The following is a 23,832-nucleotide window of genomic DNA, read 5'->3' on the forward strand; positions in this document are numbered from 1 at the left end:
ACACGCAAGGCGCCGACCGGCCTGGTGCTTCTGACGGTGGCTGGGAGTCATCAGGTGGTCCTTAGGAGACGGTTATGGAGAAAGCTTCGATCACCTACGAAGGCTGCCAACCCCCATCGATGGCGTCCTGGAGCCGCTTACTGAACTCCGCGTGCGCCTGCCGGTACTCGTTCTCCCGATCCGCCTTGTAGAACGGCGCCACGTACCCCTCCGGCACCGGATTCCGCTCCGGGTCATCCAGGTACGCCATCAACTGCTCGTAGTGCTCCTTCGTTTGCCCGTATCCGAACGCGTAGGGATCAGCGGCGATTCTCCGGCCAGACACGTCGCACCACATTCGCTCCTCGCGCTCGTTGAGGATAGGGTACCGCGCCCGCAGGATTGCGATCAACTCCTCTATCTCGATGCCCAGCCAGACGGCTACCAGTGCGTCGATCTCGACAAGCGCGGCACGTCGCTCTCGCTCTGTTCTGAGCGGCGTCCCCCCGTCCCACGCCGGCCCAACATCTCCAAGCGATCCCAGCCCTGCCCACCGCACCGCCCACCGCTCGGCACGCCAGCGCGGATCGAATAGTTCGCTCCACAGGGCCGCGAACGCATTGGTTAAACAGTTGAGCCGCAGCGTCCTCAGCAGTAGATCGGGCGCCAGTGGGTGGTCGACCTGCGGCGAGGGCAGGGCCTCCAGATCGGCGACGTCCAGATGGCCTCGCCCCGTGATGCGAAGTTGGTAGTCGATCGGAAGCGCCGCTAGGAGCCCACCGACAATCGCCGTGGCACGATTGGTTGTCATTGACATGCTGCGGACGGCATGTATGTGCGCCGGCCCCGGAGGGATGAGCGCCGCGAATAACGAGCGCTCAATGTTAAAAGCGATCATTTCGCGCCACACGACCCGATAGTGGCTTGTATATCGTTCTCCATTCCACAGGTCCTGGGCCTTTTGGGTCTTCGACTCCTCCGGGGTTATGACGTAGTTCGTTCTTGGCACAAAGTCTTCGGGCAGGGCGGTAAGATCGAGCGGGTCCCAATCATGGTTGTTGCGATATGGGATACGGGATTGCTTGGCGAACGGCGTCGCGACCCCGAACTGCGGTCCCTGGATGACGAGTCCCGCAAGATTACGCGGTGTGATCTGTTGCCACCGAATCAGGCCGTCCTTTTTCGCGCTTGCCTCGTGATAGCCACTACTGATGTATGGAGCGTCGGCCGCCAACCGGCGGCCGACCGACGCTAATGCGGCAATGGCGCGCTCTTCGTGCACCGTGACCGGCTGAAGTAGCGACGCGTGGGTAACATCCTCCTCAGTCTCACCGCCGCGCAGCCGCTGCCACACCGCCAGCGTCGACTCGTCGACCTCGACCACCCGGGACGAGTGTGGCCGATTATCCGGTGTGCCACCGTAACGCTGGCCCGGCACCGGTCCGTCCCCAAGATGTCTTAGCGATTCGGGCAGCACCGACGCGGTGTAGAGCCGACTCAGATGATTGAATCGAACGGGACCGGGGCGGCCGTAGACGTGCAGCCCGAATTCGACAGCCCGGCCTGCGTCACTGAACGCCCAGTTACCGCCGTTGACGAACCCGCCATGTACCCGAAGACGGTGGTATGCGGCGCTGCGTAGGAGAACCTCCTTAGTGCCAGCGAAGTGCGTGTCCGGATGCACAAGTCCTGCTGTCCCATCCCGACCGAGATGAGTCCAAGTTCGACACATGAAGCATCGGTAGAGATTCGGCTGGGTGCCCACCAACAGCGGGTACATCGTTGAGTGCCCGAGCACGGCAGTCAAGCCGGCGTTGACAATCAGCTCGGCTAGAAAGTCCGATCGGGCTGACGCGGATTGTTTGAAGAGTGCACTCTTGCGTGCTCGCCAATCGTCCACCGGAGCCTTTTCTACCAACCGGAACCATGGATCGTGCTCGGCAAGAACACCGTCTTCTAGCCAGCGCGGACGGACCCAGGGCGGATTGCCGACCTGGATGTCAAAGCCGCCGTTGCCGAACGCTTGGGAGAAGATTAGCTCCCAATGGAAGAAAGCTTGCCCTTCAGCAACCGACTCGGCTGATGGTAGCCAAGGGAAACGGCCGCCGAGGCGGTACGCTGGCTCCATACCCGTTGGGCCGATCAGCGAATCTTCGTAGTCGCTCAGTTCGTCCAATGACGAGAACCCGCTGACCAACGAGTCGGCTGGGATGTCGGCCCGCCCGATCAACGCCTCCGCGAAGGTCAGCCAGTCGTCGAGGTTGGTCAGGGCCACCGGTCGATCAAATTGTTCAGCCCGGCTAATCTTGCGTGTAACGGTCGGCCTCGTCGGCAGCTTAAGCTGCTGCGCCTGTTCCTGGCCAAAGATGTCGGTAACCACATAGACGGCTGGGTCCTCGTACTCCGGCTCTTCGCTCACGTGGGTTATTTCGACGGGTGCTGCTGGGTACGCGTCGTCGGCGCCGTCGAGTAGGCCGACCTTGTCCAAGGGCCAGAACCAGAGCGCGCACCAGACGTCCATCAGCGTCTTGAGGCGCCAATATGGTGTGCCGGGGCTGGTCAGGTCTTCGAGAATCTTCTCCCGGGCCACCGCCCCGGTGACCGGTGGCAGGTCGTCAGCGCCCCAGACCTTGATATCGCGGCGGATCTCCTGCTCCGAGATGGCCAGCCGCTGCTGCACCAGGTCCCACAGGAACTCGACCCGGCCGGCGAGCGCCTGCAACCTCGCCACCTGCGACGGCTTACCGCGCGAGCCCTTGGCGGACGGGACGCGCTTCATCGCCGTACGCCATGCTTTTAGTCGTTTAGTCTGGGCCGGCGCCAGCTCGCGGGCCTCCTTCTCCCCCGCGACCGCGCCCCAGCCGTCGGCGGGGAGCAGGAAGTGGTGGATGGTGCCCTCGTCGATCTTGCCGTCCCGGAACGGCTTGTCCTGCGGGGCGGTGGTCAGCCACGACTTGTCGGTGAGCTGCTTCGGGTCGTAGAGCTTGCGTCCGCCGCCGATGAGGGAATTGCCGCGCTGGAGGTGCAGGCCGAACCAGGGGGCCTGGAGGCCGGAGTGCATGACGTTGAGCCAGAGCGAGACCTCGGCCAGTTCGACGGCGGTGCGGTTGAGGTCGACGCCGTAGCAGTTGTGCAGGGCGATGTACGCCTTCACCCGCTGGAGTTCGAGGTGGTAGCCCTCCGGTTCGAGGGTGAGCTCCAGCTCCTTCTGCCGGCGGCGCAGGTATTCGGCGGCGACCTGGTTGATCGCCTCGTTGAGGAAGGCGCCGGAGCCGAGCGCCGGCTCGCAGATCGTCCAGTCAAGCAGTTCACGTGCCCGGGTCGTGGTCCCGTCCTGGTCCAGGCGGTACTTCAACGCGAGCTGGACGGTGACCTCGGTCAGCGACTGCGGGGTGTAGTAGGAGGCGCTCGTCTGCCGGTCCCGGCCGGCGAGCCGGTAGACGAACTGACCCGGCTCGTAGCTGACCTGGCTGCGCACACCCGTGTACGGGTTCTCCTTGTAGACGAAGACAGCGTCCTCGTACTCGTCGTGCTTGGTGGCCGGGATCATCCACGAGCCGTCCTTGGGGTCGCCGTTCTTGGCCACCTCGTAGAGCTTCTCGGTGGCGACAAAACCGGTGTAGGACATCAGTCCCTCGTAGACCGCACCGAGCTGGTTGATGCCGAGCTGGGCGTACGAGATGAACCCGCCGCGCCGCTTCCTGCCGCCCTTGGTGAGCATCAGCCGACGCAGCACCTCGTAAAGGGTGGCGTTGCGCAGCCGGGTGTCGAGTTTCGGGCCATCGGGGTCGTCCGGATCGCTGTCCGGCTGCGGGAGCTGCCAACCGATCAGCTTCGTCTTCTCCGGCAGGAACAGGTCCGAACGCATCGGTTCGAACCGCAGCCCCTCACCCTCGCTGGCCTTCTCCTCGACGGTCTCGCCGCCTCGGGCCCGGTGACCCTCGTTGACCATCCGGAACAGCAGGTCGAGAGACTCGTAGAGGTGGAAGCCGCCCCCGGCCGAGGGGGCGAGTCGCCGGGAAATCAGGTCGCCGAGGCGGCCGAGGCTGTAGCCCTCGACGTACTCGGGGTCGTCGACGGGCAGCACGCCCAGTTCGGGGCGGGCCTCGGCGTAGAGCAGGAACAGGATCCGGTAGAGGTAACGCAGCGCCTCCCGCCCCAGTTCCTTGGCCAACTCGTCCAGCTCCATGACCTGCTGGGGCTGGTAGCCGGCCTGCCGGATCCGATCCAGGACCTCGTTGGCGATGAGTTCGACCGAGATCCGCAGACCCTCGCGCAGCTCGCCGGAGACTCCGACGGCGTGCTGGCGGGAGCCGGCGACCAGGTCGGCGAGGGGTTCGGTGCCGCCCTCGGCGGGCGGGCGCAGCGAGTCGGCGCCGAAGAGCGCCGCGACGACGTCGAGTTCCCGCTCCTCGTTTCGGGCGTACGCGGAGTCGAGGCTGACCGCGAGGTAGCGGCCCTCGCCCCAGACGCTGCGGTCGGCGAGGGTGATCACACCGCCGCTGAGGATCAGCACGTACCGGGGTGGGTTCTCGGCGGCGAAGAGCCAGGAGGCGAGCTTCGCCCCGGTCTCGATGGTGTCGCCGCCGGCAAGGGTGACCGGGGCGAGCAGGCGGCCGGCGCCGTCCGGGTCCTGGGCCGCGTCGGTGTCGACCGCCCAACCGCAGTCCAGAGCCACGATGCCGTGTGCGGAGGACAGCTCGGCGTGCGCGACCCGGATCTCGTGCTCCTGGCCGGCCCGTTCGACGGTGATGACCTGCGGCTGCGGGTCGAAAGCAAGCGCCCTCAGCAGTTCGTCGTGCAGCTTGCGCAGCCGCTCCGGGTCGAACAGCTCGACGTCGGCCAACTCGGTCCGGGCGTCGAAGAAGTCGCGGCGCATTCCGACCAGGCCGGCGTCCGGGGTGAGCCTGCCGCCCTTCCTCTCCTCGGCCCAGCGTTTGAGCAAGCCGCCCTTGAGCGTGACGGGTAGCACCTCGGCAAGGTAGTGCGCGGAAAGGTATTCGCCGCGGTTGGTCAGCGATTCGAAACTCATGCGGCATTCTCCGGAGACGGTACGAGGACCGCGAGGACCCGCAGCAGCGGGTCGCCGGCGGTTTCCAGGCGATCGAGCAGATCGTTCTGCTCCCGGACGGTGTCGTGCACCCGTTGGCGGCGTCGTTCGCGGTGGGCGGACGGCAGTTCGTCGAAGAGGCTGGCCTGTTGGAAGCGGTCGAGTTGGGCGCGGTAGCGGCGAAGCGGTTCGGCGTGCGCCTCGGCCCACTCATCGCGCTTGTCGGCGAGATGCCGGCGGGCCGCGTCGACGGCCGGCTCCAGCAACGGTGCCAGCTCGTCCGTCGCGATCCGCCCCGCCCGGTTGACCATCATCGGGCCGACGTTCGCCTGCCGCAGCACCTCGTCCATCGGTCGGATCGTCGGCTGGCCCGGCAGGCCGGAGATCGCCATCCACTGTACGACGGTCGGCTGACCCAGTCGGTTGGCGTACACACCCTGGACGAGGAAGACCGGTTCGGTCACGCCGGCGGTGAGCACCGGGGCCTGCTGCCGACCGAGCCGGATGAGCACCTTGTCGACCAGCCAGTCGACCATCGGGTGCACGTCGCTGAGGAAGGCGATCTCGGGCCACATCGGGGTCTTGCTTTCGCGGGCCTGGTCGAGCTTGCGTTGGGCGAGCTTGCGGTCGAAGGTGACCTTCAACCGCAGGTGGTCGCCCTCCCGGTGCGCTCCGAGATACGACTTCGGCAGGTCCGACAGGCGGTGCATCAGATCGTCGGGGGCGAGGAAGGTCAGCAGGTCATCCTCGCGGCGCAGGTCGATGGCGTCGTCGGGTCGGTCGTCGTAGATCTCCTGGAGCGCGGCGTCGACAAAATCACGGGTGGAGTCGAAGAGCTTCGGCACCCTGGCCCGCTGCACGTCGGTGGTCACCGGGGTCAGGCCGACCTCGGCCATCAGCCCGGCGAGCACGTCGATCTCGACACCCGTGTCGTAGGACTCCTCCACCGTCTTACCGGCGAACAGGTCCTTGACCAGCCGGTCCTCTTCCGCCTTGGCGTCGTAAAGGCCGATGACGGGTGCGACGGTGCCGAGGCTGTGGTGCGCTGCCTCCTCCCGGTCGAGCAACTTCTCCGCCACCACCCGGTCGTCCTTCGCGTCAGGGACCTCGGAGGTGAGGATCAGCGCGCGGAACTGGGGCTGATGCTTCTGCCCGTACCGGTCGACACGGCCGTTGCGCTGCTCGATCCGGATCAGGCTCCACGGGATGTCGTAGTGGATCAGGTGGTGGCACTGCTGATGCAGGTTGACACCCTCGGAGGCTACGTCCCCGGTGAAGAGCAGCCGCACGTCGCTGCCCTCCAGTTCGAACTCCTGGAGGATCTTCTGCTCGTCGGCGTCGGCCACACCGCCGTGCAGCACCCGTACCGCGCTGGGCTTGAGGCCGAGCTTGGCCGGGACGACCTCGGCGAGCCACTTCAGGGTCGGCACCCGCTCCGAAAAAACCACCGCCCGCATGGCGCTGCCCGGCCTGATGCCGATCGACCTCAGCTCCTCGACCAGCCGGTCGAGCTTGCTGGAGTCCTTGTCGGTCATCGCGGAGGTCAGCTCCGCGAGCCGGTCCAGCGCCGCCCGTTCGGTGCCGGTGGCCTTCCCCTGCCTGCGTCTGGCGGTCACCGTCTCGTGCAGCGCCCGGTGCGAGGAGAGAAAGGACTTCAACAACGTGTACGGGAACAGCCGGCCCTGGCCGGTGGCGCCCTCGTCGCTCCACTTGCCGGCCAGCCACACCTCGGTCAGCTCGGTGAAGATCTGCTCCTCCGCGTCGGTAGCCGCGCAGTGCAGGGCCTTCGACGGCCCACGCTCGGCCCAGCGACCACCGATCTGGTCGCGTACCTCCGGGCTGATTTTCGTCCGGCGGAGATAGAGGTGGGCGATGTCGCCGGGCGCGTAGTTTTTCTTGTCAGCGATGGCAGCCGGGTCGAGCAGCGAGATCAGCTCGGCGAACGATTCCTTGTCACCATTGTGCGGGGTGGCGCTGGCCAGCAGCAGTGCGTCGGTCTTCGCGGCTAGTCGTCGGGCCAGCTCGTTACGCTGGGTGCCCTTGTTGATCAGGTTGTGTGACTCGTCGATGACGACGGCGTCCCAGTTGATCGCGTCCAGGTGGTGACCGAACTGGCCGGCGTCCTTGAGGGTGTCGACCGAGATGATGGCCCGCTTGAAGTAGGTGAACGGATTCCGGCCGGCCGGGATCTCCTGCTGGATCCGCTGGATGCCGGTCGAGTCGAGCCGCACCAGCGGGATCGCGAAGCGGGTCCACAGTTCCCGCTGGAACTGCTCCAGCACCTGCTGCGGCGAGACCACCAGGATCCGGTCGCCCCGACCCCGCCGGATTAACTCGGCGAGGATCAGGCCGATCTCCAGCGTCTTGCCCAGACCGACCACGTCGGCGAGCAGGATCCGTGGGCGCAGGCCGGACAGGGCCAGCTCGACCGGGCGCTGCTGGTAGGTGAGCGGGTCCAGCAGGAAACGGTCGGCCAACGCCAGGCCCCGCTCGGACCGGGGCAACGGCGTACGCCGCAGCACCGCCTCCAGGAACAGCCGGCTCTGCCGGAATCGCGACGAGGTGTCCCGGACCAGTACGGTCTCCTCGGGCCGCATCGCCCGGACGTCCTCCAACGCGGTGAAGAACGTTGCCTCGACGTCCTGCACGAACTCCGAAATGCCGACGGCCTTGATCATCGTGCCGTCGCGGGACGGCTTGGCCGTACGCACCAACCACTCCTCGTCGCGTACGAGGATGCGCGAGCCGGGCGCATAGGTAGCGGTCTGCGGGGTGCTCATCGGTGGAACCTTCCTACAGTTTCGAGCGGCGGGCGTACTGGCGGCGAACCTTGTTGACCAGCCAGGTCACGTCCGCTCCGGGTTTTGCCATCGGCGCGGGTCCGGTCGGGGTCGTCGTCGGTTCCGGTATCGGCGGATCTTCCGGGTAACCGGAAGCGCCACCTTCGGGATCTTGCTGTGGGTCAGCGAGATCCGGCGGGACCAGGAGTTCGTTGTCGCTGGCGTAGGTCGACTCGATGACCTGACGGCGTAGGTCGGCGGCGCTGGCCCCGCTGACCGAGACGGCCACCGCCAGCAGGCGCGACTGCACGGCGTCGAGGCCCGGCCGGGCCGTCGGGTCGAAGGCCAGCATCGCTCCGATCAGCGGAGCGAGCTCGACCGGCACCCCGGACAGGTCGGGCAGATCACTGGGCTCGCTGATCCGCAGCAGGAGATTCCACGGGTTCGACGAGGTATAGAGGCTGTGGCCGGCGAGGGCGAAGACCAGCGTCGCGGCCAAGCCGTAGACGTCGACGGCCGGGGTGAGGACGCGTTCGCCCTTGACCTGTTCCGGTGACATGTAGGCGGGAGTGCCGACCAGAGCACCCGGCTCGGTCAGGTACTGCCTCCGGTCGAGCAGCACTGCCAGCCCGAAGTCGATCACCTTGGGTCCGTCCGGGCCGAGAATGATGTTCTGCGGCTTCAGGTCCCGGTGCAGCAGACCCGCCTGGTGCACCTTTGCCAGGCCGTCAGCGAGCATCGCACCGGCCATCGCGACGAGCGCCAACGGCAGTGCGCCACGGGCGTCGACGTACTGACGCAGGGTGGCGCCCGGCACGTACTCGACGGCCAGCCAGGCCGGGTCGGCGTAGATGTCAGCGTCCTCGAACCGCGCCACCCGCGAGCCGTAGACGAGTTTGAGGCTCTCCACCTCGGCGGCGAACCGCTTCCGGATGGAATCGGCTTCGACCAGGTGACGCTTGATGACCTTGAGTGCGACCCGGTCCGCGGTCGGCGACACCGCGAAATAGACGTCCCCCATGCCACCCGAGCCCAGCGGCTTCACGATCTGGTAGCCACCGATCTGGTCCAGCGTCATCCGTTCCCCCTCACGATGACACCCCACACATGTTGTTGCGTCCGCCCCACCAGCCCCACGCCAGGTGGACGCATGACGGTACCTCGGGATGCGATCTCGGGATGACAACCGAACGGTGCGTCGCCCCTGTACGAACTCACCGTGTCGGACCTCGGGAATGCAGGGTGCCTGGGTCCAGGCCGTCTGTGGTGAGTTGGACCAGTTCCGCACCGAGTGAGGCCGCCTGTCGGATGGCCGACTCGAAGGCGTCGAGGCGACGGAACGCCTCAGCGTAAGAGCGTTGCCCGTCCCGGCGACGAGCTGGATCTGCTGACCGGCACCACCGATCCGGGATCCGGGCGGCGGGGTAGCAGCAGCGGGCTGGTGAGGATGAGCAGCCCCGCGACCGTGAGGGCCGTGCGTGGACTGGTGGCTTCGGCGAGCACTCCGCCGAGCGCGCCGAGGACGGCGATGGCCGCGCTGCTGCCGATCGACCAGGCCGACAGGGTACGAGCGATGCAATCGTCGGGGATGTGCTCCAGTCGATAGGTGGCGAGCACCGGGTTGTACAGGCTCATGCTGATGATGATCGCGAGCTCGACGCCGATCACCGTCGCGAGACCGGTGACGCCGGGCTGGACGAAGGCGAGGCCGAGCAGCCAGATCGCGCGCAGGGTGCCGACGGTACGGAGGATCCGGTGTTGGCCGTACCGGGCCACGAGGCGGAGGGCCAGGCGTGAGCCGATGAGTCCGCCGACGCAGGGGGCGGCGAAGGCGAGGCCGTACTGCCAGGGTGGGAATCCGAGTTCGCGCAGCAGGAGCAGGGCCAGCAGCGGCTCGGTGGCCATGATCAGTCCGCCGACGAGCAGCTGGTTGAGGTAGAGCGCGCGCAGGGCGGGATGGCTCAGCAGGTGCCGCCAGCCGTCGAGCAGCTCACCGGCCCGGACCCGGCGCTTGCCGGTGCGCTGCGCGCGTTCCTCGTGGCCGCGAATCGCCGCGATGCCCAGCGCGGAGAACAGGTAGCTGAGCGCGTCGGCCACGATGGTGGCGACCGGCCCGAACAGGCCGACCGCCGCCCCGCCCAGCGGCGGCCCGACCGCGATGGAGCTCCACGTCGTCGACTCGAACCGCGCGTTGGCCACAAGCAGGTCGTCCGGCCGGACGAGGGCCCTGAGGTAGGCACCGCTGGCCGCGCTGAACGCGATCTTGGCGGCGGCGACCACGGCCGAGACGACCAGCAACTGCACGAAACCGAGCCGGCCGAGGGCGTACGCGATGGGGATTGTCAGCATGACCGCGAACCGGGCCAGGTCCATCGCGATCATCACCGGCCGCTTGCGGTGGAACTCCACCCACGGCCCGAGCGGCAGGGCGATCAGTGCGCCCACTGCCGGCCCGACCGCCGACAGTGCGGAGACCTGAGCGGGGCTGGCATCCAACACCAGCACGGCGATCAGCGGCAGGGCACCGAACCCCAGACCGGAGCCGTAGGCGCTGACCGCGTACGACGTCCACAGCCATCCGAACCGCCGACCCAGGGATCGTCTCGCCACCAGCCTCACACCCTCCGCTTCGAACAACTCGCCGTTGACCGAGGTGATCAAAGCAAGCCGCTCGACAGCAGATCAAACAACCGGAACGACCGCGAGCCACAACCAAACGTTGTGTGGGTAGGATCCGGTGCGTGGATCTCGACGCCGTGCGTACCTTCGTCGCCGCCGCTGACGGCGGCCAGTTCCAGGACGCCGCGGCGGCGCTGTCGATCACTCAGCAGGCCGTGTCCAAGCGCATCGCCGCACTGGAAAAAGATCTGGGGGTACGGCTGTTCACCCGCACGGCTCGCGGCGCCCAACTCACGATCGACGGCCAGGCCCTGCTCCCCCACGCCCGGGAACTGCTCCGGGCGGAAGCCCGCGCCGACGCCTCCGTACGCCCCGGTCGGCGCGCGCTGCGCGTTGACGTCCACAGTCGACGGACGGCGCCGGCGGTGCTGCTACAGGACTTCCACCGGACGAATCCGCGGATCGAGCTGGATGTCGTGACCCTCGACGGCGACGTCCACGCCGCGACCGCCGCCGTCGAGGCGGGGACGATCGACGCAACCTTCCACGCCGTGACCGTCCCCCCGCGTCAACTGCCGGGCGCGATCAGGACCGCCCGCGTGATCGACGAGCACCACGAGGTCCTCGTCGGTCCACGCCACGCCCTCGCCAATGCCCGCGCCGTCACGCCCGCACAACTCGCCGCACACCGGATCTGGATGCCCGGCATGGCCGCCGGCACCGAGTGGGCCGCCTACTACGACGAGCTCGCCGCCGCGTTCGGCCTCACCATCGACCTGGTCGGGCCGGTCTTCGGAAACGAGGCGCTGCTGGCCGAGATCGCCGACTCCCCGGAACTCGCGACCCTGGCCGGCGAACGCACGCGGTACCTGTGGCCGGACAGCTACGACCTGCGGCGCATACCGGTACGCGACCCGGCGCCGGTCTACCCGATGTCACTGCTCTGGCGCGACGACAACCCGCACCCCGCGCTCGGCAAACTTCGCGACCATCTCAGCTCCGGACGGGTGGACCCGCCCGACGAAAAGGTGTGGCTGCCGAAGTGGGCACAGCCTCCGGCCCCGACATCGTGAGCCGTTGACCGGGTCGACCCTGTCAGCGACGCTAGTCCTCGGTCTCGTACCCCTGAATCCCGACGCAGGTGGCGCAGAACCCGGTGCCGGGTTCGGGCTGGTTCGCGCCCCCGTCGTAGAGCACCGGCTTGGCCACCAGCGGATCGTTCGTCGCGACCGGACGGGAGGTGATCTGGTGTTGCGCGTCGACGTCGACGGCCAGGCACACGATCCGGGCGTCGACGCCGCGCATCAGGCAGACCCCGGTGCTACCCACGGCCGGCGGGGTGATGAACGCGGCGCGTACCGGAGTCGGGCCGGTCTGCGCGTACGGGCGCAGGTTGGACGCGAAGGCGTGACCGAAGGCGCGGTTGGACGGGAACGCCACCACGGTGAAGGAGTACTTGGCGGCCCAGGTGCCGCAGATGGTCGCCTGCCCCGGGATGGTGACGTTGTGCTGGGCGTCGACCTCCACCGGGCCGAGACTCCCGGTGGCGCAGGGCGCCGCGCCCCAGGGAATGTACGGCTCCTCCGGCTCCGGACTCGCGGTCGGGAGGGGCGAGGCCGAGAAGCTGGGCAGCAGCATCGGGCCGACCTGCGGCCGGTCGCCGGCCAGCGTCGGCGTCGGCGCGAGCGCGACGAGCAGGGCGGCTCCGGCGGCGAGCGCAGCTGCTGCGACGACGGACCGTAGGTGACGGATCATTGTTCTCCTTCGCGGTGACCCGCTACCGGACGGTCGCCGGTGGCTGGATCATCGGTGTGGTTTCGGACTGCGGAGACCGGCGTGGCCGCGTCGGCCGGCATCGTGCGGCCGGTTGCCGTCTCGGTGTCGGCCGGCAGGGGTGTGGCGCCGGCGGCGCCGAGCAGCAACGCCAGTTGAAAACGGTTCTGCACGCCGAGCCGGTCCATCAGGGCTCGCAGCGTGTAGGCGACGGTACGCAGGCTGACGTTGAGTCGGGTGGCTGCGGTCACGTCGGTGTGGCCGGCGGCCAGGAGAGCCACCAGGGCGTTCTCCCGGGGCGTGAGGTTAATCGGAGGCACCCCCTGGCGAAACGGGTCGCGGCCGTCCGCCCACAGTCGATGGAACATCCCGCACAGTGCCTGGACCACCGGCGGATCGGTGACCTCCACGAAACCGGCCTCGAAATTCACCGGGTCGGCCGGGAGGAGGGCGACCCGCCGGTCGAAGATCATCAGCTTCAGCGGCAGGTCGGCGTGCTGTCGGTACATTCCCTGGGCCTCGGCGGCAGCCGAGGCGGGCGGGGCACCCTGGTCGCCGTCGCCGGGCAGCCGGCTCAGCACCCGTACGCGGATGCCCCGGGCGAGCAGGCTGCGGTCCAGCGGCAGCGCGGCGGCCCACGACTCCGAGCTGAACACCTCTTCGGTGTTCACCGCGAGGTGCTCGTGCTGTTCCGCCGCGACCAGGTGGGCGACTCGACGCCGGGTCAACGCCCGGCTCGGCCAGCGCCGGACGGCGGTGGAGTCCACGGCCGGCAGATCCAGGCCGTCGAGCGCGTGCAGGTGGTGCCGCCAGCGCTCCTGGTCGGTCAGCACCGACGGTGGCCGGCGCAGCCGGGCCAGCAGCGTCGGCAGGGCGGCGGACGACCAGCGCCGCCCGGCACCCGTACCCGCCGTGCCCGGCACGGCACCGCCCAGCGCCGCAAGTTCCTCCAGCGCGGCGGTGACCCGCCCGACGTGCAGGCCCAGTTCCCGGCTCAGCTCCGGCTGCCGGCGCGGGCCGAGCAGAGCCAGCGCGCGATAGACGAGGTCGGCGTCCGCTGAGACCCCCCACCGGGTCAGCTGCGGGATCACCGCCGTGGGTTCCGGCATGCCATTCCCTCCCGTACGTGTCGCCGCCCGGTATCCGACCAGCCGCCGTGGCGGCCGTGACTCGCCGGGTGCCCCCACGACGGAGTGTCCGGCCGTCTTTCCACCCGGGCGCGGACAGCAGACCACTCGACGGTCGGGCAACGGAAGGTGTTCGGACACCGATTGCAGGATCATGCAATCGGTGGGTGCGAGCTCGCCCCGTCCCACACCGGACATCTCGCCCGACCGACTCACGGGCAACCGTGCCGACCGATCGTCGGTAACCGGCTGGCCTCGGTCGATTCGGTTGGGCAGACTCGGACCGTGGAACGTTTGGTGGAGATCGCCGGCCGACTGGCCGAGGTCGGCGGCGTGGTCGGGGTGTGTCTGGGTGGCAGTCGGGCGAGGGGAACCCACAGCCCCGACTCCGACTACGACCTCGGCCTGTACTACCGGCCCCCGCTGGACACGGGCGCACTGCGCCTGTTGGCGGCCGAGCTGACCGAGCGCGAGGTCGACATGACCGAGCCCGGTGGCTGGGGGCCGTGGGTGGACGGTGGCGCCTGGCTCACGATCGACGGCGTTCAAGTCGACTGGATCTACCGTGACCTGGACCGCGTACGCCGGATCTGGCGTCAGTGTGAGGTCGGGCAGTTCGAGGTGGGCACCCAGCCCGGCCATCCACTGGGGGTCTACTCGTACGCCTACGTCGGCGAACTGGCCCTGGGGCGGATCCTCGCCGACCGTGGTGGGGAGCTGGCCGCACTACGGCAGGAGATGCAGCACTACCCGCAACCGCTGCGTACGGCGCTGATCGCCAACGCCCGATGGGAGGTGCCGTTCATCCTCGCCGCCGCCCGCAAGGGAGCAGCTCGCGGCGACGCCTTCTACGTCGCCGGCTGCCTCTTCCGCGCGGTGGGACTGCTCACCCACGCGCTGCACGCCCACGCCGAACGCTGGGTGCTCAACGAGAAGGGAGCGGTACGGGCAGCGGGAACTCTTCCCGGCGCCCCGGCGGATTTCGCCGTACGCGCCCACGCGTTGTTCGGCGTCGCCGGCACCGATTCGCTGGCCGCCCGACTGGACGACGCCGAAGCCCTGCAACGAGAGGTGTTGCGGCGACTGTCGGACTGAACCGGCCCGCCCTCAGCCGGCGGCCGGGTGAGTCCCGTCAGAGCATGCTCGGAGCGGGCGGCGGGGCGTCGACGACCACGACCGAGATGCCACGGTCACGGAACCTGGCCACCTCGTCGGTGGGTGCGGAGCTGTCCGTGACCAGGGTCCACCGGGACGGCATGAGGGCCCACGCGTGGAACGGCGCCTGCCCGATCTTCGCCCCGTGGGCGAGCACGTAGGTGTGGTCGGCGCGGCTCATCATGAGTTCCTTCAGCCGCGTCTGCTCCAGGTCCTTCTCGTTGATGCCCCGGTCGGCGCGTACGCCGTCGGCGCCCATGAACGCGCGGTCGAACGACATGCGTTCGAGGGCCGACTCGGTGACCGGGCCGACGAAGCTCTGGCTGAGGGTGCGCAGCCTACCCCCGAGGAGGACGACCTCGATCCGCTCCGCCTCGGCCAGCACCTCCAGCGCCGTCAGCCCGATCAGGGAGACCGACAGGTTGCTGAACCCGCTGAGCAGCTGTGCCAGGGCCGCGGTGGTGGAGCCGGCGTCGAGCAGGATGCTCTCCCCCGGCACTATCTGTTCGGCGGCCCAGGCGGCGATCGCCTGCTTGGCCGCGTACGCCTCGCCGAGCCGCTGACGCAGCGAGGCTTCCGGATGGGGTTCCAGACTGAGGGCGCCGCCGTAGGTTCGGGCGAGCTTGCCCTGGGTGGTGAGCAGTGCGAGGTCACGGCGGATGGTCGAGGGGGTGACGCCGAGTTTGGTGGAGAGTTCCTCCACACTGGCCAGCCCGTTGTGCGCGGCCATCTGGAGGATCTGGTCACGCCGCTGCCACGATCTCTGCCTGCTCATGTCATCCGGCACCCTATCCGACCGGGTCACCCGGCAACCGGCTGCGGCGCCATCGCCACGGCGAGCCGCAGCGCCTCGATCATGGATCGGTGGTCGGCGACGCCCTTGCCCGCGATGTCGAACGCCGTCCCGTGGTCGACCGAGGTGCGGATGACGGGCAGTCCGACGGTGATGTTGACCCCGGCCTCCAGGCCCAGCACCTTGACCGGCCCGTGTCCCTGGTCGTGGTACATCGCCACGACCAGATCGTAGTCGCCGCGCCCGGCAAGGAAGAAGAGCGTGTCCGCGGGCAGCGGTCCCTGTACGTCGATTCCGGCGGCCTGGCAGGTCTTGACGGCCGGTGCGATCTTGGCGTCCTCCTCGCCCCGGCCGAACAGCCCGTTCTCGCCGGCGTGCGGGTTGATGCCGCAGACACCGATGCGGGGCGTGGGGACGCCGGCGTCCAGCATGGCGCGGTGTCCACGTCGGATGGTGCGTTCCACCAGTCCCGGCTCGATCCGTTCGACCGCGTCGAGGAGCCCGACGTGGGTCGTCACGTGGATGACCTTCACCCTGGGGGTCGACAGCATCATCGACACCTCACCGGTCCCGGTGAGGTACGCGAGCAGTTCGGTGTGGCCGGGATAGACGTGGCCGCCGGCGTGCAGCGCCTCCTTGTTCAGCGGCGCGGTGCAGATGGCCTGCACGTCCCCGGCCATCGCCAGCTCGCTCGCCACCCGGATGTAGTGGTACGCCGCGTCGCCGGCGACGGGAGAGACCTGCCCGAACGGCAGGTCGGCCGGGATCAGTCCCAGGTCGATGACGTTGATCCGGCCGTCGCGGAACACCGCGTCGGCCACACCGGCCACCGCCACGATCTCCGGGTCGAGCCCGACGATTCCGGCGGCCTGCCGTAGTCGGGCGGCGTCGCCGACGACGAGGTACCCGGCGGCGGCCGGGAGCTGGGGATCGAGCAGCGCCCGGACGATGATCTCGGGGCCGATTCCGGCGCCGTCACCCATGGTCACGGCGATGTAGGGACTACTGGTCATCTCGGCTCCTCATTCCAGGACAGCACGGTGTGGACGAGTTCGATCAGCGACTCCGGGCCGCCGAAGCTGCCGGGGCGGGTCACGACGACCTGCCCCGTCCCGGTGGTCGAAAGCACCGCCTGCTCCCGCTCGGCCACGGGTCGCAGGCGTTCGACGCCGAGCCGGTCGAGCACGGCGCGGGCGGTCGCCCCGCCGGTCAGGATCAGCGCCCGCCCGTCCGCCGCCGACGGGGCGACGGCGTCGGCGAGGGCGGTGGTGAGCCGCGCCGCGAGATCGGGCCGGAGCCCGGCGCCGCCGTCGAGGCTCAGCACCGCGCAGCGCGCGTCGGCCGTCCGGGCGGCCAACTCGCGCCCCACCGCCGACGGGTCGTTCAGGAGCAGCTGCGGGTCGAGTCGCACCACGACATCGGCCTCGGGTGCCAGGGCGGCGAGTTGGGTCTCGATGGCGGGCGCGGCCGTACCGGCGACGACCAGCACGGACCGGGCGGTGGGAAGGGGTTCGGCCCGCCACTGCGGGTCCGGCGCCATGGCGCGGGCGGCGGCAGCGGCCAGGCCGGCGGATCCGACCAGCAGGGGGCGGTCGGTCACCAGCCGCGCGGCGGCATGAACAACGTCGAGGTCGGCGTCGGTCTCGGCGTCGCAGACGGCGAGCAGCCGGGCCGAGGCGGCCGCGGCGAGCAGCCGGGCGAGGGCACCAACCCCATCGCGTACGGCGGCCAGCGGCACCGGCACGGTCTCGATCGGACTCAGCGCGTGGGCCACGGTACGGGGTACGGCCCGCTCCTCGGCGTGCCACAGGCGGGTGTCGTGCAGCGGCACCCCGTGCACGCGCAGCACGCCGTCGACCACCACGCGGCCGGCGGCCGGGAGCGCCGTCGCGACCACGGGCAGGACGCCGAGCAGGTCGCGCAGGGCCGCCACCTCGCTGGCGAGGTTGCCGCGCAGCAGCGAGTCGACCTTCTTCAGCACCGGCACTCCGGCGCACGAGTCGAGCGCGGACTTCACCCGGTCCGCCGCGTCCGCCGGACTCGATCCACGGGAGTCGCTGTCGACGGCGACCACACGGGACGACGTGGACGGAACACCGGACCGAAGGAGCACCGAGATGCGCGTTGTGCGCAAGAGGAAGGCGGCGGCAGCCTCGGATGCGCCACTGAGGTCATCGGCCACGACTACCAGTTCTGGCACCGAACACCTCCAATGGATCGCACCTGAGCAGCACCTTTAGCACCGCACCGAACAGCCCCGACGAGGTTCGACCGAGCTGTCCCCGGCGAACTCGGCGGCTTGCGTGATGCGAAAGACGCTAGCGGCATTGCGCACAACGCGCAACTGTGCCATCGTGTGCCCACCACCAGTGGCGTCCGTCACAACGGACGAAACTCGCCAACCACCACAAGGAGGAAGTTCATGTCCGACATCGTCCGGAGGTCTGGCGTCACCGTCGCCGGGTCGGGCGCTGGGCTGTCACGCCGCGCGCTCCTGCAATTCGCCGGCCTCGTGGGCGCGGGCACCGTCGTGGGTTCGGCGTTGACCGCCTGCGCCGGACCACAGGGCGGCGCGACCGGCGGGACGGGGAACGGCGGCAAGCTGACCATCGTCCTCAACCGCAACCTGGTCAGCCTCGACAACAAGCTCAACCAGTACGACGCCGCCGTCACCGTCCAGCGCGCGGTCCGTCAGGCCCTGACCCAGATCGGCAACGACCTGCGCCCGGAACTCGTGCTCGCCGAGTCGTTCGAGATCAGCTCCCCGACGCAGTGGCGGGTCAAGCTCCGCGACAACATCCACTACTCCGACAAGTCACCGGTCACGGTGGAGGACGTCGAGACGGCGCTGCGGTACTACTTCCAGGTCAAGGCGAGCTTCGTCGCCTCCCAGTTCCCCGAGCAGCCCAGGCTCACCAAGATCGACGACCGTACCTTCACGCTGACCACCAGCAAGCCGCTGGTGACCCTCGACTCCCTGATGTCGAACATCCTCATCACCCCGGCCAAGGCCAACAAGCCGGAGGAACTGCGCGACGGCCTCGGCACCGGCCCGTACAAGGTCGCCTCGGCCGACTCCGGCACCGGCACCTACCGGCTGGTGCGCAACGAGAACTACTGGGGCGAGGCGGCACTGGTCGACGAGGTGGACATCTCGTACCAGGAGGAGGAGGGCGCGCGGGTCATCGCCATCACCTCGGGACAGGCCGACGTCATCGACACCATCACCCCGGAGTCGGCCGCGGCGCTGAAGAAGAACGCGGAGATCGAACTCGTCCAGGGTCCCGGCACCCGTCTGATCCACCTCTTCTACAACTTCCGCAAGCCGGCCGGGCACCCGCTGGCCAACCCCCGGGTCCGGGAGGCCCTCACCTACGCGGTCGACCACGACTCGCTCATCTCCAGCCTGATGAACGGCCTGGTCTCCTCCGCCGAGGGGGTCGTACCCAAGACCCTCGCCGGCTTCGTCCGGACCGGGCAGTACACGTACGACCCGGCGAAGGCGAAGCAGGTGCTGGCGGCCGAGGGGGTGTCGAACCTGACCCTCACCTTCATCTGGGAGGAGTCCGAGTTCGCCGGGGCGGCCCGGGTGATGGAGGCGCTGGTCGGCATGCTCGGCGACGTCGGCGTGACGGTGAAGCTCAAGGAGATCCCCAAGGGCGGTGAGATCAACACCTGGCGCCGTGGCGAGGCGGGCGACTGGGACGTGCTGGGCAACGGGTACGGCAACCAGACCGGCCTGGCCATCACCAACCTCCAGGGCCAGTACGGCGGCACCGCGGAGAAGGAGAAGACCCGCGACTCGTACCACGGTTTTGTCGTCCCGGAGGTGACCGGCCTGCTCGACCAGGCGGGCGCCGAGGCGGACGCGGTCAAGCGCACCGCGCTGCTGGGGCAGGCGCAGGAGAGGATCTGGGCACTCTGGCCGGCGCTGTGGGCCTGGACCCCCGACAACGTGCTCGCCCGACGCAAGCACGTCACGGCCCTGGGGCTCTCTCCCGCCAACTCCTACGATCTGTCCAAGGTTCGGGTCTCGGACTGACCCATGCCGCGCTATCTCCTCAAACGCCTCGCGCAGACCGCACTCACCGCGTGGTTCACCCTCACCGTCGTCTTCGTCCTGCTGCGCCTGGCACCCGGTGACCCAGCGGTGAACTACGCCCCACCCAACCCCTCCAGCGAGCAACTGGAGGCCGTACGGCACCAGTTCGGGCTCGACCAGCCGGTCCTCGGGCAGTACCTGACGTACCTGAGTCACCTGGTGCGCGGCGACGTCGGCGACTCGTTCCAGTTCCGGCAACCCGCCCTACAGGTGGTGCTCGACCGGCTGCCGTACACGATCACGCTCGCGGTCGCGGCGATCGTCGTGACCGCCCTGCTCGCCATCCCCCTCGGGGTGTGGATGGCCCGGCGCGACAACACCGCACCCGAACTGGGCGCCAACATCGCGACCATCGTCGGGCAGTCGATGCCGGACTTCTGGATCGGCTTCGTGCTGCTCATCGTGTTCGCGGTGAACCTCGGTTGGGTCGCCCCCGCCGGCTTCACCTCGGCCGGCTCGATAGTGCTGCCCTGCCTCACCATCGTGATCCTCCAGGTCGCCCTCATCTCGCGCCTGGTGCGACGGGAGATGGTCAACAACCTGCACGCCCCGTACGTCACGATCGCCCGCTCGCGCGGTGTCTCCGAACGCCGCCTGACCTGGCGGTACGCCTTCGCCAACTCGTCGATTCCGGTGGTCACGGCCCTCGGCACCCGGTTCGCCGCCATGCTCAACGGCGTCGTCATCGTCGAGGTCGTCTTCAAGTGGCCCGGGGTCGGCGAGTTGGTGGTGGACGCCCTGGAACGGCGGGACTTTCCGCTGATCCAGGCGACGGTGCTGGTGACGGTCGTCCTCGCCCTGCTGGTCCAGCTCGGCGTGGACCTGCTCTATCCCCTCATGGATCCCCGCGTCCGACTCGGTAAGGAGGCCCTCCGGTGAGCGATCTCGCCGTCTCCCCCGCCCGTCCCAACGTCGCCCCACGGGTGCTACGCGGTTCGGCGGCGGCGCGCAAGGCCCGCTACAGCACGATCAAGATGTGGGTGGGCGGCACCTGCGCCGCGGTGGTCATCGTCCCGGTGGCGCTGGCGCAGGTCCTCCCGCTGCCCGACCCGGTACGCGGCGTACTCCGCGAGACCTCGTTGCCGCCGCTGAGTCACGGGCACCTGCTCGGCACCGACCCCAACGGCCGGGACCTGCTCTCCCGGATCCTGTACGGCGGTCAGACCTCGCTGCTCATCGGCCTGCTGGCGATCCTGCTGTCGGGTGTGATCGGGATCGTGGCCGGCGCCACCGCCGGCTACTTCGGCGGCTGGGTGGACACCGTCATCTCCCGCCTGCTGGAGGCGCAGATGGCGCTGCCGCTGCTGCTCATGCTCCTGCTGGTGGTCGCCCTCTTCGGCCCGTCGATCCCGGTGATCACGCTGGTGATCGCCCTCGCCCAGTGGCCCGAACCGGCCCGCCTCACCCGAGCGCTCGTACTGGTGGAGCGGGAGAAGCCGTACGTCGCCGCGGCGCAGGTCCTCGGCCTGCGGAAGCTGACCATCATCGTCCGGCACATCATCCCGAACATCCTGTCGCAGACCCTCGTCGTGGTGTTCCTGCTGCTCGCCCAGGCGGTGCTGCTGGAGAGCGCGCTGAGCTTCCTCGGCGCCGGCGTCCAGCGCCCCTACCCCACCTGGGGCGGCATCATCTCCGACGGGCGGGAACTCTTCGTCACCGGCACCTGGTGGCTGGTCACCATTCCCGGCGTGGCCATCGCCCTGCTGGTGCTCGGGGTGAACCTGCTCGGCGACGGGCTACGCGACCGGGTACGGCGGACGAAGGCGGTGAGCGCCTGATGGCCGTACTCAGCGTGCGGGACCTGACCGTCGACCTGATGACCGGCGCCGGCGTCGTACGCGCCGTCGACGGGGTGAGCTTCACCGTCGAGCCGGGCGAGACGGTGACCATCATCGGCGAGTCCGGCTCCGGCAAGTCGACCACGGCGATGGCCCTGCTCCGGCTGCTCCCGGACGACCTGGCCGTGCTCTCCGGCCACGCCGAGATCGCCGGTCGGGACGTCATCGGCACCCGCCGGCACATCGGTGCCCTGCGCGGCCGGACGGTGGCCCTGATCCCCCAGGACCCGATGACGGCGCTCAACCCGATCGCCACCGTCGGCCGGCAGATGACCGAGGCGATCCGGCTCTCCCATCCCGGACACTCCCGCGCGAAGGCGGATCAGCACGCCCTCGAACTGCTCCGCGCGGTCCACATCACCGAGCCCGAACGACGGCTGAGGGCGTACCCGCACGAGCTGTCGGGCGGAATGCTGCAACGGGTTCTCATCGCCATGGCGCTCTCGGCCGAGGCCGACCTCATCGTGGCCGACGAGCCCACCTCGGCCCTGGACGTGACGGTGCAGGCCGGCATCCTGGACCTGCTGCTGGAGATCCAGGAACGCACCGGTGCCGGGCTACTGCTGATCACCCACGATCTCGGCGTCGCCCGGCTGATGAGCGACCGGGTGCACGTGATGCAGTCCGGCCGGTTCGTGGAGAGCGGCACGGTCGAGGACGTGATCGACCAGCCCCGGCACCCGTACACCCGCAAGCTGCTCGACGCGCTGCCCAAGCTCGGCCCCTGGGACGACCCGGACGCGCCGACGCCCCAGTTGATACAGGAGGAAGCGGTATGAACCAACCGCTGCTCGACGTCGCCGGCCTCGTGGTGGAGTACGGCGTCGGCCGGGAGCGCTATCGGGCCGTGGACGACGTCTCGTTCCGGATCCCCCGGGGCGGATCGCTGGCCGTGGTCGGCGAATCGGGTTCGGGCAAGTCGACCATCGCCCGCGCGCTGGTACGGCTGGTCCGGCCGACCGCCGGGTCGATCACCTTCGACGGCGTCGACCTGACCCGGCTCACCGACCGTCAACTCCGCCCACTGCGGCACCGGATCCAGATGGTCTTCCAGGACCCGTACGGCTCGCTCGATCCGCATCTGAACGCGCAGCAGATAGTGGCCGAACCCCTTGCGGCGCGCGGCGAACGCGCCCGCCGGGTGCGGGAGCGTCGGGCTGCCGAGCTGCTCGACGCGGTGGGCCTGCCCACCTCGGCGCTGCACCGCAAGCCGCACGAGTTCTCCGGCGGACAGCGGCAACGCATCGGGATCGCCCGCGCCCTGGCGGCCGAGCCCGACCTGCTGGTCTGCGACGAGGCGACGAGTGCCCTCGACGTCTCGGTGCAGGCGCAGGTGCTCGACATCCTCGCCGGGCTGCGGCGGGAACGCGGGTTGACCTTCCTGTTCATCTCGCACAACCTGGGCGTGGTCCAGGCCGTCAGCGACGAGGTGCTGGTGCTCAACGGGGGCCGGGTCGTCGAGCGGGGCGGGACCGGTGAGGTGCTGCGACATCCCCGGGAGGAGTACACCCGGCGGCTGCGCCGCAGTGCGCTCGAACCGGCGCTGATCACCGGGCGCAAGCCCCGCGAGGTCGTCCGGCAGGTCGCGGCGGCCCGGACCGCGCAGAGTGCGGCCACGTCATGAGCGGGAAAACCCTCGCCGGGCTGCGCCACCGGCTGCCGACGCTGGTGCTGGGGACCATGACCTTCGGCGACACGGCCGACCCGGACGCGGCCCGCGCCATGGTGGAGATCGCCCTGGAGAACGGCCTGACCTCGTTCGACACCGCCAACGGGTACGCCGGTGGGCGCAGCGAGCAGATACTCGGCGAGATTCTGCGGGGCCGTTGGGACGACGTCACCGTGGCCACCAAGGCCGGCATCTATCCCGGCGACGCCGGGGGGCACCCGCTGCTGTCCCGCCGGGGGATCCGGGCCTCCCTCCAGGCCAGCCTGCGCCGGCTCGGCACCGACCGGGTCGACCTGTTCTACCTGCACCAGCCGGACCGCTCGGTGCCGCTCGCGGAGACCGCGGCGGCCCTGGCCGACCTGGTCTCGGACGGTCTGGTCGGCGCCGTCGGGGTGTCGAACTACGCGGCCTGGCAGATCAGCGACGTACGCGCCGCCTGCGCCGCCGCCGGGGCGCCCCCGCCGGTCGTGGCCCAACAGCTCTACAACCTGGTCGCACGGCGGATCGAAGACGAGTATTCCGAGTACGCCAGCACGCACGAGCTGGCGACCGTCGTCTACAACCCGCTCGGCGGCGGGCTGCTGACCGGCCGGCACACTCTGGAGGACCCTCCCGGCGAAGGCCGGTTCGGCTCGTCCGCACTGTCCCGGATGTACCGCGAGCGCTACTGGAACCGGCCGGTCTTCGACGCCGTCGCCGCGCTGTCCCGAATCGCCGGCGAGGCGGGTGTGTCGCTGCCCGAGCTCTCCCTGCGCTGGCTGCTCTCCCGGGACGTGGTGAGTGCGGTCCTGCTCGGCGGTTCGAAACCGGAACAGTTGCGCGAGAACATCCGCGCGGCGGCCGGTGGCGCTCTACCACCGGACGTCCTCGACGCCTGCGACGAGGTCGGCCGCGTACTCGCCGGTCCGATGCCGGCGTACAACAGGTGAACCGAGCACCCACGACCG

At 69.4% G+C, this 23,832-nt stretch carries 17 protein-coding genes; 8 read left to right on the plus strand and 9 right to left on the minus strand.

From position 1 onward, the window contains the following. Positions 1-94: 94 nt before the first annotated feature. The 4 genes from OG792_RS21845 to OG792_RS21860 form a co-directional block, all read right to left on the minus strand. Complete coding sequence (locus OG792_RS21845) at positions 95-5,011, minus strand: class I SAM-dependent DNA methyltransferase (protein WP_329101724.1); 4,917 nt, start codon at positions 5,009-5,011, stop codon at positions 95-97. After that, positions 5,008-7,809 (minus strand): helicase-related protein, encoded by a 2,802-nt coding sequence (locus OG792_RS21850; RefSeq protein WP_329101725.1) that lies wholly within the window; start codon positions 7,807-7,809, stop codon positions 5,008-5,010. Before OG792_RS21850 ends, OG792_RS21845 begins: the two co-directional genes overlap by 4 nt. A 13-nt stretch (positions 7,810-7,822) precedes the next feature. After that, positions 7,823-8,887, minus strand: coding sequence for a serine/threonine-protein kinase (locus OG792_RS21855; protein ID WP_329101728.1), 1,065 nt, complete (start codon positions 8,885-8,887; stop codon positions 7,823-7,825). Positions 8,888-9,153: 266 nt separating this feature from the next. Next, entirely contained in the window at positions 9,154-10,419 is a 1,266-nt protein-coding gene (locus tag OG792_RS21860) for an MFS transporter (RefSeq protein ID WP_329101730.1), read from the minus strand. 131 nt (positions 10,420-10,550) lie between these two features. On the opposite strand from OG792_RS21860, the gene OG792_RS21865 reads away from it, so the two are divergent. After that, entirely contained in the window at positions 10,551-11,501 is a 951-nt protein-coding gene (locus OG792_RS21865; protein WP_329101732.1) for a LysR family transcriptional regulator, read from the plus strand. 31 nt (positions 11,502-11,532) lie between these two features. Here the strand turns inward: OG792_RS21865 and OG792_RS21870 are convergent, their stop codons facing one another. After that, positions 11,533-12,183 (minus strand): hypothetical protein, encoded by a 651-nt coding sequence (locus OG792_RS21870; RefSeq protein WP_329101734.1) that lies wholly within the window; start codon positions 12,181-12,183, stop codon positions 11,533-11,535. Continuing rightward, entirely contained in the window at positions 12,180-13,310 is a 1,131-nt protein-coding gene (locus OG792_RS21875; RefSeq protein WP_329101737.1) for a helix-turn-helix transcriptional regulator, read from the minus strand. The genes OG792_RS21870 and OG792_RS21875 overlap by 4 nt, the downstream gene beginning before the upstream one ends. Positions 13,311-13,613: 303 nt before the next feature. Here OG792_RS21875 and OG792_RS21880 point away from each other — a divergent pair, with 303 nt between their 5' ends. After that, positions 13,614-14,423, plus strand: coding sequence for a nucleotidyltransferase domain-containing protein (locus OG792_RS21880; RefSeq protein WP_329101739.1), 810 nt, complete (start codon positions 13,614-13,616; stop codon positions 14,421-14,423). Positions 14,424-14,460: 37 nt separating this feature from the next. Here the strand turns inward: OG792_RS21880 and OG792_RS21885 are convergent, their stop codons facing one another. The 3 genes from OG792_RS21885 to OG792_RS21895 are packed head-to-tail and all read right to left on the minus strand — an operon-like array spanning position 14,461 to position 17,476. Beyond that, positions 14,461-15,258 carry a DeoR/GlpR family DNA-binding transcription regulator gene (locus OG792_RS21885; protein ID WP_329101741.1) on the minus strand — a complete coding sequence of 266 codons (798 nt, stop codon included), beginning with the start codon at positions 15,256-15,258 and terminating at the stop codon, positions 14,461-14,463. Positions 15,259-15,284: 26 nt separating this feature from the next. Next, positions 15,285-16,289 (minus strand): 4-hydroxythreonine-4-phosphate dehydrogenase PdxA, encoded by a 1,005-nt coding sequence (gene pdxA, locus OG792_RS21890; RefSeq protein WP_329101743.1) that lies wholly within the window; start codon positions 16,287-16,289, stop codon positions 15,285-15,287. Next, complete coding sequence (locus OG792_RS21895) at positions 16,286-17,476, minus strand: four-carbon acid sugar kinase family protein (protein WP_329101745.1); 1,191 nt, start codon at positions 17,474-17,476, stop codon at positions 16,286-16,288. The genes pdxA and OG792_RS21895 overlap by 4 nt, the downstream gene beginning before the upstream one ends. A 222-nt stretch (positions 17,477-17,698) precedes the next feature. On the opposite strand from OG792_RS21895, the gene OG792_RS21900 reads away from it, so the two are divergent. The 6 genes from OG792_RS21900 to OG792_RS21925 are packed head-to-tail and all read left to right on the plus strand — an operon-like array spanning position 17,699 to position 23,814. After that, positions 17,699-19,318 (plus strand): ABC transporter substrate-binding protein, encoded by a 1,620-nt coding sequence (locus tag OG792_RS21900; RefSeq protein WP_329101747.1) that lies wholly within the window; start codon positions 17,699-17,701, stop codon positions 19,316-19,318. Positions 19,319-19,321: 3 nt separating this feature from the next. Beyond that, complete coding sequence (locus OG792_RS21905) at positions 19,322-20,257, plus strand: ABC transporter permease (RefSeq protein WP_329101748.1); 936 nt, start codon at positions 19,322-19,324, stop codon at positions 20,255-20,257. Then, complete coding sequence (locus OG792_RS21910; RefSeq protein ID WP_329101750.1) at positions 20,254-21,156, plus strand: ABC transporter permease; 903 nt, start codon at positions 20,254-20,256, stop codon at positions 21,154-21,156. The genes OG792_RS21905 and OG792_RS21910 overlap by 4 nt, the downstream gene beginning before the upstream one ends. Next, on the plus strand, positions 21,156-21,995 hold the full coding sequence (locus OG792_RS21915) for an ABC transporter ATP-binding protein (protein WP_329101752.1): 840 nt from the start codon (positions 21,156-21,158) through the stop codon (positions 21,993-21,995). The genes OG792_RS21910 and OG792_RS21915 overlap by 1 nt, the downstream gene beginning before the upstream one ends. After that, entirely contained in the window at positions 21,992-22,840 is an 849-nt protein-coding gene (locus OG792_RS21920; protein ID WP_329101754.1) for a dipeptide/oligopeptide/nickel ABC transporter ATP-binding protein, read from the plus strand. Before OG792_RS21915 ends, OG792_RS21920 begins: the two co-directional genes overlap by 4 nt. Continuing rightward, complete coding sequence (locus OG792_RS21925; protein ID WP_329101756.1) at positions 22,837-23,814, plus strand: aldo/keto reductase; 978 nt, start codon at positions 22,837-22,839, stop codon at positions 23,812-23,814. Before OG792_RS21920 ends, OG792_RS21925 begins: the two co-directional genes overlap by 4 nt. The last annotated feature ends 18 nt before the right edge of the window (positions 23,815-23,832 follow it).

The organism is Micromonospora sp. NBC_01699 (assembly GCF_036250065.1).
GTDB lineage: Bacteria > Actinomycetota > Actinomycetes > Mycobacteriales > Micromonosporaceae > Micromonospora_G.